Source organism: Enterococcus sp. AZ109 (assembly GCF_051714625.1).
Taxonomy (GTDB): domain Bacteria; phylum Bacillota; class Bacilli; order Lactobacillales; family Enterococcaceae; genus Enterococcus_A.
On record NZ_JBIOSF010000001.1, the window covers coordinates 2,963,468 to 2,976,400 of the forward strand.

15 protein-coding genes and 1 pseudogene are annotated in these 12,933 nt (G+C 44.6%); 11 read left to right on the forward strand and 5 right to left on the reverse strand.

Going from position 1 to position 12,933, the window contains the following annotated elements; genetic code table 11:
* The first annotated feature begins 5 nt into the window (after positions 1–5).
* Positions 6–788, forward strand: coding sequence for a DUF1538 domain-containing protein (locus tag IGI42_RS14595; protein WP_438717055.1), 783 nt, complete (start codon positions 6–8; stop codon positions 786–788).
* Positions 781–1,149: a P-II family nitrogen regulator gene (locus IGI42_RS14600; protein WP_438716595.1), complete on the forward strand. Its 369-nt coding sequence runs from the start codon at positions 781–783 to the stop codon at positions 1,147–1,149. Before IGI42_RS14595 ends, IGI42_RS14600 begins: the two co-directional genes overlap by 8 nt.
* Before the next feature lie 62 nt (positions 1,150–1,211).
* Here IGI42_RS14600 and IGI42_RS14605 read toward each other — a convergent pair whose 3' ends face one another.
* From IGI42_RS14605 to IGI42_RS14615, 3 genes are read right to left on the reverse strand one after another with little or no spacing between them, the layout of a single operon-like run.
* A complete protein-coding gene (locus tag IGI42_RS14605; RefSeq protein WP_438716596.1) occupies positions 1,212–2,060 on the reverse strand; it encodes an aldo/keto reductase in 849 nt (282 codons plus the stop codon).
* 51 nt (positions 2,061–2,111) lie between these two features.
* Entirely contained in the window at positions 2,112–2,336 is a 225-nt protein-coding gene (locus IGI42_RS14610; protein ID WP_438716598.1) for a hypothetical protein, read from the reverse strand.
* 21 nt (positions 2,337–2,357) lie between these two features.
* Entirely contained in the window at positions 2,358–3,329 is a 972-nt protein-coding gene (locus tag IGI42_RS14615; RefSeq protein ID WP_438716599.1) for an aldo/keto reductase, read from the reverse strand.
* Between the two features lie 174 nt (positions 3,330–3,503).
* Here IGI42_RS14615 and IGI42_RS14620 point away from each other — a divergent pair, with 174 nt between their 5' ends.
* The 4 genes and pseudogenes from IGI42_RS14620 (at position 3,504) to IGI42_RS14635 (ending at position 6,357) form a co-directional block, all read left to right on the forward strand.
* A complete protein-coding gene (locus tag IGI42_RS14620) occupies positions 3,504–4,415 on the forward strand; it encodes a LysR family transcriptional regulator (protein WP_438716600.1) in 912 nt (303 codons plus the stop codon).
* Between the two features lie 146 nt (positions 4,416–4,561).
* Positions 4,562–5,299 carry an SDR family oxidoreductase gene (locus IGI42_RS14625; protein WP_438716601.1) on the forward strand — a complete coding sequence of 246 codons (738 nt, stop codon included), beginning with the start codon at positions 4,562–4,564 and terminating at the stop codon, positions 5,297–5,299.
* 416 nt (positions 5,300–5,715) lie between these two features.
* Positions 5,716–5,865: pseudogene (locus IGI42_RS14630) on the forward strand (DapH/DapD/GlmU-related protein); the annotation flags it as partial.
* Positions 5,866–6,186: 321 nt separating this feature from the next.
* Positions 6,187–6,357, forward strand: coding sequence for a hypothetical protein (locus IGI42_RS14635; RefSeq protein ID WP_438716602.1), 171 nt, complete (start codon positions 6,187–6,189; stop codon positions 6,355–6,357).
* A 242-nt stretch (positions 6,358–6,599) separates the two neighbouring features.
* On the opposite strand, the gene IGI42_RS14640 is transcribed toward IGI42_RS14635, so the two are convergent.
* The gene (locus tag IGI42_RS14640; RefSeq protein WP_438716603.1) at positions 6,600–7,337 is read right to left on the reverse strand and encodes a cyclase family protein; all 738 of its coding nucleotides are present in this window, start codon (positions 7,335–7,337) and stop codon (positions 6,600–6,602) included.
* A 16-nt stretch (positions 7,338–7,353) separates the two neighbouring features.
* Positions 7,354–8,583, reverse strand: a complete 1,230-nt coding sequence (locus IGI42_RS14645; RefSeq protein WP_438716604.1) for a cysteine desulfurase-like protein — start codon at positions 8,581–8,583, stop codon at positions 7,354–7,356.
* A 323-nt stretch (positions 8,584–8,906) separates the two neighbouring features.
* On the opposite strand from IGI42_RS14645, the gene IGI42_RS14650 reads away from it, so the two are divergent.
* The 5 genes from IGI42_RS14650 to IGI42_RS14670 all read left to right on the forward strand — a co-directional run bounded on the left by IGI42_RS14650 (position 8,907) and on the right by IGI42_RS14670 (position 12,925).
* The gene (locus IGI42_RS14650; RefSeq protein WP_438716605.1) at positions 8,907–9,596 is read left to right on the forward strand and encodes a GntR family transcriptional regulator; all 690 of its coding nucleotides are present in this window, start codon (positions 8,907–8,909) and stop codon (positions 9,594–9,596) included.
* Positions 9,597–9,627: 31 nt separating this feature from the next.
* Entirely contained in the window at positions 9,628–10,305 is a 678-nt protein-coding gene (locus IGI42_RS14655; protein ID WP_438716606.1) for a class I SAM-dependent methyltransferase, read from the forward strand.
* 24 nt (positions 10,306–10,329) lie between these two features.
* A complete protein-coding gene (locus tag IGI42_RS14660; protein ID WP_438716607.1) occupies positions 10,330–11,031 on the forward strand; it encodes a response regulator transcription factor in 702 nt (233 codons plus the stop codon).
* A gap of 3 nt (positions 11,032–11,034) precedes the next feature.
* A complete protein-coding gene (locus IGI42_RS14665) occupies positions 11,035–12,444 on the forward strand; it encodes a sensor histidine kinase (protein WP_438716608.1) in 1,410 nt (469 codons plus the stop codon).
* Between the two features lie 88 nt (positions 12,445–12,532).
* Complete coding sequence (locus IGI42_RS14670) at positions 12,533–12,925, forward strand: FMN-binding protein (protein WP_438716609.1); 393 nt, start codon at positions 12,533–12,535, stop codon at positions 12,923–12,925.
* The last annotated feature ends 8 nt before the right edge of the window (positions 12,926–12,933 follow it).

The following is a 12,933-nucleotide window of genomic DNA, read 5'->3' on the forward strand; positions in this document are numbered from 1 at the left end:
TAGATATGAACGAGCTAGTTGAGGGTATTCTTACTGGAATCGATGGCGTTACTTGGGATGTTATTTTGTCCGTTGCGCCGATTGTTTTGATTTTTGTGGTGTTGAATGCCACCAGTTTTAAGCTGCGGAAGCGACGTTTTGCAACAATTATGAAGAGCTTTTTGATCACTACTATTGGGCTAATTTTATTCCTGCACGGGGTGAATATCGCTTATCTGCCGATTGGTCAACACCTTGGTACTGCGATTGCGGCGATGGACAATAACTGGATTTTGATTCCTTTGGGCTTTGCGATGGGCTTTCTAGTTGGTTTTGCCGAACCGGCGATCCATGTCATGGTCAAACAAGTAGAAGAGCAAAGTGATGGTCGAATTCGCGGGAATGTGCTGTTGGCGTCCATTTCTATTGGGATCGGAATCGCCGTTAGCTTATCCATGTGGCGGTTGTTAGCAGGATTTTCGTTGTATTACTTTTTGATTCCTGGATACCTATTGGTCTTTATTATTGGACGGAAAGTCGATAAAATGTTCTTAGCGATGGCTTTTGATAATGGCGGGGTTGCAACTGGACCAATGTGTTCCACCTTTATTTTAGCTATGTGTGTCTCAATTGCCGCCCAGATCGAAGGACGCGACCCGATGATCGACGGATTTGGTGTGGTGGCAATGATTGCCTTAACCCCTATTTTAACTACGCTGGTTTTAGGGTATATTTATAAGATGAAAGATGATCGTGATCGGAAGTTTAGACAGGCGATACAGGATAGTGAGGGAGAAGAAGATGAGTAAATTAGTGGCATTGGACTTGAAAATGATTGTAACGATTGTTGATGGAGGAACGGGACAGGATGTCGTTGATTTCTCAAAGGAAGCCGGAGCAGTAGGCGGTACCATTTTGCATGGTCGTGGTTCTGGGGTACACGATACTGGCAAATTTTTCGGCCTAGACATTCAGCCGGAAAAGGATATTGTATTGACCTTAGTACCAGATGAGTTAGAGCTTGATGTCATGGAAACTATCGGCAAGGGGATAAAAATATCTAAGCCTGGCAATGGTGTGTGCTTCTCGATTGATATTGCGAAAGCGATGGGGATGACGTCGATTAAAACCTTTGGCGAAACCAAGACAATGGATGAATTGAATAAGTAAGAGTATGAACCGAGGCTGTCTAAAATGGACGGGCCTCGGTTTTTTGTATCTGTGCAAGTAGTTTACCAAAGGGCTAGCGGTTGTTTGGAAGTAGGTTCTGGGTAAAGCTGATCAATAACTGCTAGTTCATAGCGGCTTAGCTGGATATCGGCCGCTTTTACGTTGTCTAGCACATGCTGCGGATTGCTAGATTGTGGGATGGCGATGGTATGACCATCGCGAATGCACCAAGCCAATAATAGTTGGAAAATCGTGCATTGATGATTTGCGGCAATCGCTAAAAGCTCCTGCTGATTGGAAAAGTTCTTTCCTGATTTATCGCCTTTAGCAACTGGGGCATAGGCAATCAGGGGTATATTGTTTTCTTTCATTAAAGGGAGTAAATCATACTCAATTCCCCGATCTCCTAAGTTGTAGCGGACTTGATTGGAGTCACAAGCAGCGCCTTCTTTGAAGTTTAGCACTTTTTGTAGATCCGCTGCATCCAAATTAGAAACGCCCCACGAAAGGATTTTGCCTTTTCTTTTCTCCGCATCCAGTGCTTCGACGGTTTCCTGCAGGGGAATATTTCCTTGCCAGTGCAATAAATAGTGATCCAAATAATCAGTTTTCAAGCGTTTTAGGCTGTTATCCAGACTTTTGCCCAATTTCGCTTTGGAGGCATTTTCTGGCAAGACCTTTGAGATCAGGAAAAGGTTCTCTCTTTTGAAAGGCTCAATTGCTTCGGCTACTAGTTTTTCTGCTTTGCCTTGTCCATACATTTCGGCCGTATCAATCACTTGAAGGCCATGTTCAATACCCGTTTGCAAGGCTCGGATTTCTTCGCTTCGCTTTCTGGCATCGTCTCCGGTGGTCCAAGTGCCAAAGCCGATGGGGAAGACGGATTTTTCGGCGATTTTTACTAAGTTCATCTTTTTCACATCATTTCGTTGTATTTTTTCGGGTCTTGGAAAGCTCCTTTGCTATAATTTTAGCTTAAAACAAAGGTAGTCCAAACAGTCAATTTGCTTTTGCTTCTGGAAAATCTCTTGGTTCAGCTGCCTTTTGTGCTGATTCAGCAGCTTGGCTTGATCTCGTTGATTACTTTGTTGGAAGCAGTGGACAAACTGGTCAATGAACGCTTCGCTGCAGCCGGCATCCAGTAAATTGTTTTTCATTTCCTCAATACAATCGTTTATTTCAGTCATAAACAGCTCTCCTTACCAGCTCTAATACCAATCATGTTTTTCGTTCCGATCCAAGGCATTGATCGCCGCCATTTCTTCATCCGTTAGCTCAAAATCATATAGCTGGGTGTTTTCAAGGATATGCTCGGGGTTACTGGAGCCGGGGATAACCACGACACCTTTTTGTAAATTCCAGCGCAAGATGACTTGGGCTGCGGATTTTCCGTGAACATCGGCAATCTCAGTAATCACTTCGTCGCCTAACAACTCTCTGGTGTGACCGCGGCCACCTAATGGATACCAGCCTTGTACCACAATGCTCAAATCTTGAATGTAGGGAATCACATCATTTTCCTGGTAGTAGGGATGAACCTCGTTTTGCACCAAAGCCGGAGTAATGGATACCTGCGGCAAAAATTCCTCTAATTCTTCCACGTACCAGTTGGATAAGCCGATGGAGCGAATTTTTCCGTCAGCGACGGCTTGTTCCATGGCTTGATAAGCCTCGACATCGTTGCTGCCGGGGTGGTGCAGGAGCATCATATCCACATAGTCCAGATTCAGCCGCTCCAACGCCTGATCGATCGCGGCTTCGGCATCGTCAAACTGACTAGGATAAAGCTTGGTGATCAGAAAGATTTCTTCTCGGGGGACATCGGATTGGTTAATGGCTTCCCCGATACTTTCTTCGTTGCTGTAAATATAAGCGGTATCGATTAATCGCACACCGCTGTCTAAAGCTGCCGTGACAGATTGAACCGCTTCTTCGCCCTCTAAGCTGTAGGTTCCCAGGCCATTGATCGGCATAGTGTAGCCGCTGTTTAAGGTGACTTGTTGATTGTCGAAATCAAAAGCCATGGCGTTATCGCTTTGATTAGGTTGCGCTGTACCGTTGGATGCAGAATTGGCAGTTTCATTTTGCCCCGTGCTAGATGAAGATGGATTTTCTGATTGATTGCAGCCAGCCAAAGTTAGTAGAAGTATTACAATTGTTAATACGAATAATTTTTTCATGGGATTCCTCCATTTTTAGTGTGCAGTAAATCTGCTAGTTCGCCTAGTCTTTCCATAAGTGTAAGGGACAGGTTTAGTAATTACCAATACCTGTTTATCATATCCAGTTATGCTTGATAGTTATATCTGTGATTGCTATACTGACGGTAATATAAAGAGAAGGAACGTGATGAGATGGATATTCGCGTCTTAAATTATTTTTTGACCGTTGCTCGAGAAGGTAGCATGACCGGCGCTGCAAGGATTTTGCATGTCTCTCAGCCAACCTTATCCAAGCAATTGAAAAATTTGGAGGAGGAGTTGGGACGCAAGCTGTTTAACCGAACCAATTATAGTATCAAATTGACTAACGATGGCATGCTGCTGCGTAAACGAGCAGAGGATCTGATCGAGCTGTTCGAGAAAACCCAGCAGGAGTTTGAAAACTTAGATGAAGAATCCGGTGGAGATGTCTATATCGGCTCGGCGGAAACCGATGCGTTTCGCTACTTTGCCTGTTCCATGATGGATTTGAAGGAGCGATACCCAGATATGAAGTATCACTTAACTAGCGGCAATTCTTTTGATGTTACCGAGCGCTTGGATCGAGGGATGGATGATTTTGCCATTGTGGTGGACCCGATCGATCTGTCGAAGTATAACTATATAACTTTTCCGGCAACGGATGTCTGGGGTATCGTGATGCACAAGGATAGCGAGCTGGCCAAAAAAGAAAGTATTGCTGTTAGCGATCTTGTCAATCTGCCGCTAATTGTCTCTAAGCAAGCGATACAAACGGATATCTCCAAGAACCAGTTTGCCGAATGGTTTGGCGAGACTCTTGATCGATTGAAAATAGTCGGGACCTATTCGCTGCCCTTTAATGCTTTTATCATGGCACGAGAAGGTTTCGGCAATGTGCTGGCATTTGAAAAAATGATCAATGTGGCCACGGAAAATGATCTAGTTTTCAGACCTCTTGAACCGCAGGTAGAGTGCAAGCTGTATGTTATTTGGAAGAAATATCAAGTGTTCTCGCCAGCTGCGAATCTGTTTTTAGAATCGATTCAGAAAAAACTTCAATCCTCTTCGACTTCCCAGAGCTAGTATGGGGAGTCTTTTTAGTTATATCTTTTATCTATAACTAACTATGAATTATAAGTATTAGACAATTCTATGGGGCGAGACTACACTTTGGTCATAGCTTTGAGAGAGTCAAAGTAGAATTTTAACTATAACTGGAGGCATCGATCATGGGATCATTAGAAGAAAAAGTTGTCGTAATTATGGGGGCATCCAGCGGAATTGGTGAAGCTACAGCCAAACTGTTGGCAGAAAAAGGCGCAAAATTAGTGATTGCCGCAAGACGGGTGAATCGTTTGGAAGAAATTAAAGCTGCATATCCTGATAATGAAATCATGGTTCAGCAGGCAGATGTGACCAACTTTGAAGAAGTTCAAAAAGTCATCGACACAGCAGTGGAAACCTTTGGCCGTGTGGATGTGCTATACAACAATGCCGGTATCATGCCGTTAGCAGCATTGAAGGAAACTCGCCTAGATGAGTGGAAGCAAATGTTAGATGTCAATATTATGGGCGTATTGAACGGGATTGCGGCGGTGCTGCCAGTGATGATCAAACAAAAATCCGGCCATGTTATTGCCACTGATTCAGTTGCTGGACACGTAGTTTATCCTGATTCTGCGGTTTATTGCGGCACGAAGTTTGCGGTGCGGGCGATTATGGAAGGCTTGCGTCAAGAGCATAGAGAAGACATGATTAAATCCACCATCATCTCACCAGGAGCAGTGGCAACAGAATTGTACCAAACAATTGCCGACAAGGAAGCTGGCGAAGCCTTATACCAAGATCAGCTTGCCAACGGCTTGCGGACGATTGATATTGCCGAAGCGGTGGTTTTCGCCATTGATACACCAGAAAGAATGTCCGTCAGCAACATGCTGATTCGTCCAACGACTCAGGTGATGTGATGAAAAAAATAGAAACAGATAAAACCATTTTTGAACGAGAACTTAGTGGAATGCCGGTTTCTTCAAAGGAAGCAGAATTCATGCAAATTAGACACATTCAAGAAGCAAACTGGAAGCTGCTAGCCACATTTAACAGCCTTTACCATGATGAAGACCAAACGAGAGAGTTTTTAGAAAAATTGACCGGGCGCAAGCTTGCTCCCAATGTTCGCATCCTAGCACCATTTCACACAGATTACGGCCGAAATATTGTTTTTGGCGAGAATATTTTTGTCAACACCAATTGTACCTTCATGGACCGAGGTGGCATAACGATCGGGGAAAACACCCTGATTGCCCCCAACGTCAGTATTACCACCATCAATCATGAATTGGACCCTCAAAAAAGAGATGTCACTACCTGCCAGCCAGTTAAGATTGGCGCAAATGTCTGGATAGGGATAGGTGCGATCATTCTGCCGGGTATTACTATCGGAGATGGCGCAGTTGTCGGTGCCGGATCAGTGGTTACTAAGGATGTACCAGCACATGCAATTGTGGTGGGAAATCCGGCGAGGCAGGTTCAGACAGTCGGCGAGAAGGATTGACGAGGTTTGATATTCGTAAATTTTCCATTGATAGCGTAAAAACAATAGGGGACCTCAAAAAAGAAACTGGCTATCTTTTCCATCAGAATTGCAGCCACACTAGATCACGCCAGAAATCTGATGGCAAAAGAAATAGATAATGAATTTATAAGAATTTAGAGTACCCTTTTCGTGATAATGAATTATACTAGAATAAAGTAAGCTTCCCACAATCGGTTACTGTTGCTAGCAAATTTGATGCTCCTTACGAAGAGTTGGCTATCAAATACAGAAACAGTCGGAAAATTGGAGGAATCACAAATGGATAGACTAAAAAAAGATAAAAACTTACAGATATTTATTCTTCTAGTGATAGGAATTTTAGCCGGATTCTTAACAGCGGAGAAAAGACTAGTTTTGAATTTGGGACTACTACTCTTGATTTTTGCAATAGTATTCAAACACGATCTTCGCAAAAGAAAATGGAAATAATACTTATAGAATTATGGAATAATTTAGACTGTCCTTGTTAAGTAAAATCGAGTGAGTCTTGCCGCATCTCTCTATGATGTGTACCAAGCAAGGCTTTTTTATCGTCAGATGCAATAGTAAGCGCTGTGGCTAACGCTACAATTCACAAATCAGCAGATTTACATCTCAACGATAGTTGACTATATAAAAATCGCGCGAACCATTAGATTTTCACTCTAAGGTTGGCGCGATTTAGCTATTTCCTACTTCTCATAAACCGCCACGCACCGTGCCGTATACCCAGGCGCCCCAGTAACATTCGGGAAACTACATAGAATAATCGCACCCGTTGCTGGCAAATTATCCAAATTCCGCAGCATCTCAATCTGGTATTTATCCTGTTCTAGCAAATAGCGTTCACCAGCCCACGGAACAATCAAGTTAGCGATCGCCGCATCGGTATCCGGAGTTTCGTGTCCAACGGCGGTGATGTTGCGTTCTTCACACAAGAATTTTAAGGCTTCTTGGGACCAGCCAGGATAGTGAGGCTGGCCAGTTTCATCTGGATTAAAGAACGCTTCACCCTCACGATGGGACCAATTAGTCCGAATGGCTACAAAGCAATCATCGGGGAATTGTCCATGTTTTGCTTCCCACGACTTCAAATCCGCTACCGTAAAAGCGTAGTCATGATCGGCTGCGACTTTTTCTGTTAGGTCAACGACACATAAAGGCAGGGCCATTTCTTGCAAGGTAATCTGATCCAAGGTTCGACCGCCCTCGACAAAATGTGAAGGGGGATCAATATGGGTGCCGTACTGGCTGACGATCTTGTACTCGCTAGCACAAACAGTATGCTCCTGATAAGTAAATATTTCGTACATTTCCAACGTATTGTAGCCGGAATAATGGGGGGTCTGCTCGTTCACAGGATGGCTAAGATCCACCCATTCATAGCTGGGAGATTTTAGATCCTCCAGCAGTTGCCAAAGTTTACTCATGATACACTCTCCTTTTTTATAATGAAGCCATAATTTCCTTCACACCGGTGATAAAGCGCTCGGCTTCCTCCATCGTGTTGTAAGGGGCAATGCCGGCACGAATGAAGCCGCCTGTTTGATCGATCCCTAAGCGTTCCACTAAAGTCCTAGCGTAAAAATCACCTTCCGCAATAAAAACACTATACTCTTCACACATACGAATACAAAAATCTTTCGGGGTGATTCCTTCGGCACGAAAAGCAATTGTCGGAGTTTTCGGCTGGTCGCTTTGATAGATCGTAAGACCATCAATCTCTGCCAATCCTTCACGAATTCGTTCGGCTAGCTGGTTTTCGTACGTTTCGATGGTATGATAGCCGCTTTTTAGTTGTTCCTGCAAGGTCTCGCCACTGCCTAAGCTGGCGATAAAGGCAATCGCCGCAGAAACTGCCGGGATGCCTTCGTGATTTTGGGTACCCATTTCCAAACGATCCGGCACATTATTTGGTGCTGGTACTACCTTGTAAATATCCAAGCTTTCAAACAAGTCTTTGCGAATCACTGCCATCCCCACGTGAGCGGCGAAAAATTTGTAAGCGGAAGAAAACAACATATCGATTCCCAGCTCCTGCATATCCACATACATATGTGGAATACTATGAACGGCGTCAACGGCTACTAGTGCGCCGACTTTTTTAGCTTTTTGGGAAACAGTCTGGATATCTGTAATCGTACCGACACAGTTGGAGGCATGACCGACAGCAACCAGCTTAGTTTTTTCCGTAATCAGCTCATCTAAGGTATCCAACTCAAGTTCAAGGGTTTCAGTGTTTAACGGTACATACTTGACGATGACACCGCGATCTTCGGCAGCGCGCCGCCAAGAATCGATATTCGAGTGATGTTCTAATTCGGTCAGGACAATCTCATCCCCAGCCTGCCATTGTTGGGCCAAAGCGCGGCTGACGTGAAACATCATGTTCGTGGCATTGGGTCCAAAGGCAATTTCAGTAGGATCGGCATTGAACAAAGCGGCAATATCTTCTTTGGCTTGCTGGATCAGGGCTTCGGTTTCGTGACTGGTGGGAAAGTTGCCGTGGAGATTGGCCGCACCTTGGCGCATATAATCGCTGATTTTGGTAATGGCACTTTCCAAAAACTGTGAGCCACCGGGACCATCGAAATAAGCGACGGTTTTGCTGTTGTGCGTGCGGGCTAAAGCGGGAAATTGCTTTCTGACTTCTTTGATCGGAAATGATGTATCCATAATGATCACCCTCCAATAATTTAGTTACCTTTAGTGTAAAGAAAAAGCTTATCAGGTGTCTAAAAAAGGCCGTATCACCAGATTTAAGAGGAAATTGGTCCGAAAAAAATGCAAAAACTGCGAATTTCGCCTAGTTAACAACAATAAAGAAAGCGTTCTCTTTCTCCGGAGAAAGTATCAGTTTTTCATAATCATCAATCGTGTTACAGCAATGCTAACGATATTCGGCTACACAAACTAACTTTGTCGGTACTAAGCGGAAGTAAGTTTGCGAAGCCTTTTTTACGTGGTAGAATTAAATCAACGAAATTGAGGTGAAAGCAATGGTAAACATCGAACGATTTGAAGCAATCAAAAAAGCCCATCCTTTTTTCTCCATCACCGAGCTGGTGTACCTATTTTTACGGGAAGAAATTATCCATTTACATCTAACGCCGAAGAAAAAACTAAACGAAAGTCGAATTGCCAGTGAACTGGGCATCAGCCGAACGCCAGTTAGAAAGGCGTTGGACAAGCTGCTGGCAGAGCTTTTGGTGGAGAAATCCGGTAAGCTGTATGCTGTTTCCAGTATGCAAAAGGAAGAAAGCCTGTTACTGTGTGAAGCGCGAATTGCGATTGAAGGGCATGCGGTCTTTTTAGCCACTAGTAATATTAATGAGCAGCAACTAAAACGTTTAGCAGAGCTGACGGCGGAATACGAGCAGGTAGATCTGGATGACGGTAGCTGGCGTTATGCCGATTGTGACCATGAATTTCATCATTTGTTGATTGAGGCGACCAAAAATCCCCATATTGCCAGGATGTATGAGACAATCGAGCTGCGCCTAAGGCATTACCGCCATTGCCTGCTGGATCAGATTGGTAAAGAGCAGCTGCAGCCGATTTTGGTGAAGTCAGCACGTAATCATCGCAGTATTCTGAATGCGATTAAGCTGGGCTTTGCGGATCAGGCCAAGCGCTTGGTTGAAAAAGATATTCGTGGAATGTATGAAGTTTTTTTTGAATGGAAATAGATGTTTACTGTCGGATTAAGGAGGAAGGTTCATGCGAGAAACAAAACTGGAATCGATGGCTGATTTTTTCGATGCAAGGAGCAGTATCTATGAAGAAGTCCATCTATCTCACCTAAAAGGCGGCACAGAAAGCAAGCGGAGTTTGGCTATGGCACTTCCTGAAAAGACGAAGACGCTGTTAGACTTGGGAATTGGAACGGGTTTAGAGTTAGAGGAAATTTACCAGCGCCACCCAGAGATTGACATTACCGGATTAGATGTATCAGCGAACATGCTGGCGATCCTAAAAGAAAAATATCCCATTTCAAAGCTAACCCTGCTGAATATCAGTTACTTCGATTATGATTTTAGCGCAGCTAAATTTGATGCGGTCATTTCTTCAATGACAATGCATCATTATCAGCCCTCGGCAAAAATCGATTTATACAAACGAATCCTCAGTGCATTGACAGATCAGGGGGTTTATGTGGAAAATGACTACATCCTTTCAGAAATAGACCTGCCGGAAGCGTCCGACTATGAGCAGCAGCTTTTTGCCGAATACGAGCGCCTCAAAAGTGAACAAGCTTTGTCGTCAGAGGAAGACTATCATTTTGACACACCATGTACGCTAAAACATCAAGTGGAACTATTACTTGCAGCTGGGTTTCGAGATGTTCGACTGAGCTGGCAAAGGGAGCACAACATTACCTTAATTGCCTACGTATAAAAACAGAATCAAAGGAGGTGCACCATGCCCACAAACCCAGAAAAAATCCTAATTGTCGATGATGAACAGGATATCTTGACTCTACTGGAGGATGTTCTACACCAAGAGGGTTATCAAAATATTCTAAAAGCGACCAGCGGTGAACAGGCCGTGGCGCTGTGTCGTAAGGAGAAGCCGGACGCAATGGTGTTGGATATTATGTTGCCGGGAATCGATGGCATCGAGGTCTGCAAACAGATTCGGGAAATTTCCTACTGTCCTATTGTGTTTTTGTCTTCAAAAAATGACGACGTAGATAAGCTTCTAGGCTTGAGTATTGGTGGCGATGATTATGTCACCAAGCCTTTCAGTCCCAAGGAAGTTGCCTATCGAATTAAAGCGCAGCTGCGGCGAAAATCCTATGAACAAGCGGATAAACAAAAATCCACCATCGAAATCGGCGCAATCCGGATCGATACTGACAGCCAGCGAGTTTACAAAGCCGACCAAGAAATCAGTTTGACCGCCCGTGAGTATCAGCTACTAGAATATATGGCGCAAAATGTTGGGAAGATCATCAGCAAAGAACGGCTCTACGAACAAGTGTGGGGAGAATACGCCAGCGGAGTGGACAATACCATGATGGTGCATATTCGCCACCTGCGGGAAAAGCTGGAAAATGATCCTTCCCAGCCAAAGCTGATCGCAACGGTCAAAGGTCTAGGCTACAAACTGGAACAGGTGTAGAATATGAAAAAATCCAGCTACAAATCAATTCTGATGCTCTACAGCACGCTGTTTATTTTAGCGATCCTAGTGATCCTGATCGGACTGGGACTGTTGGCTAAAGTCATCACCGCCACTGATCCTAACGGAAACACGGTCAAAAGCAGCTGGCCCCAGGAGTTTACCGACGATTTTTCGACTTATTTTGACCTTAACGGCGATGTTCCACAGATTAATCAAAGCGGTCTGCAGCAATTAAATGAGAACCACTTGTGGTTACAGGTGCTAGACGAAAATGGGACAGTTATTATGTCTAATAACACATCGGGTGAGCAGGCGGGCCACTATGCTCCGATGGACGTTTTATCTCTTTATCAAGGAGAAGAAAACTCGGCGGAAACTGTTTGTGCTAACCAAGTAACTACTAACAACGGCGAATGGACCTATCTCATCGGCTTTCCCATGAATATCGCCAAAGTCACGATGTTTGTGGATGGAGATAGTTTTTCCGGCGGTAAGAGTTTGGTGATCCCGCTGATGACGGCGGCAGGTTTCTTGATGCTGGTGATCGGCGGCGTGTTCGGTGTGTGGATTATTCGCCACATGGGAAAAATGACCCAGTCCATCGGTCAAATTTCCTATCGCCTATATGAACCGATCCAAGGAAATGGGCCGTTTCAGGATGTATACGATAGCTTAAATGAGATGAATAGTGAATTACAAAAGGGCGATCGGGAGCTGGTCCAAAACGAAAAAATGCGGGAGGAATGGATCACCAATATCACCCACGATCTAAAAACCCCACTGTCACCAATTCGCGGCTACGGCGAGCTTTTGGCCGACCCGGAAAACGTATTAACACCAGAAAAACGGGTCCAGTATGGTGAGACCATTTTGCGAAACACTGCCTACGCTGAGAAATTGGTGAACGATTTGAAGCTGACCTATCAGCTGAAAAACAAGATGCTGCCGCTGGAGAAGAAGTCCGTCAATCTGACTCAGTTTTTGAGGGAGCTGGTGATTGAAGTTCTGAATCATCATGAATATGCCGACCGGCTGATCCGCTTTGAGACAGATAGCGAAGCGATCGAATTTAGTTTCGACCCAACGCTGTTAAAACGCGGCATCAATAACCTGCTTTACAATGCCTTGATCCACAATCCCACAGAGACAGCGATTCAGGTTTCCTTACAGCTGGGTGACGACATTCGCATGATTATCGAGGACAATGGAAAAGGCATGACTTCAGAGGAAATTGACCGACTGTTTGAGCGTTACTATCGCGGAACCAATACCACGGCAAATACTGGCGGCACCGGGCTGGGCATGGCGATTGCTAAACAAATTATTGAGATTCATGACGGCACGTTAGTTGTCGAAAGCGTGCCAGGAAAAGGTACCCGCATCATCATCCATTTTCCATTAACGAATTAAGGTTAAACTAAGGTTGCCTGAAAGACAGGTTAAGGCTGTGAACGTATGCTTAGTTCACAGTCTTATTTGTGTTGGAGGAGGTGAAAAGGTGAAAAGGATACGAAAAATTTGGCCACTAGTTCTAACGGCGGGTCTTACTTTGAGCCTGACCTGTCTCGCTTTTGCGCTGTTACTCCGTCCTCAACCTTTAGAGATTGAAAACATCGACCTGAACACAGTCGCAGACGGAACCTATACCGGCATTTATCAAAATAAAATCCTGCTGGCAGTAGTTCAGCTGGAGGTGGAAGACTACGAGATTATCAGCATTGAGATTTTGGAACACAAGGAGGCCTATCTGCCGCAAGCTCGTCGGATTTCTGAGGCGGTGCTAGCTGACCAGTCACTGGAAGTGGATACCATCAGCGGCGCCACCTTCACCTGCGATACCGTAAAAAAAGCCATCGAGGATGCGCTCCAGCAGGGCATTACTCAACCATAGAGGGGTGA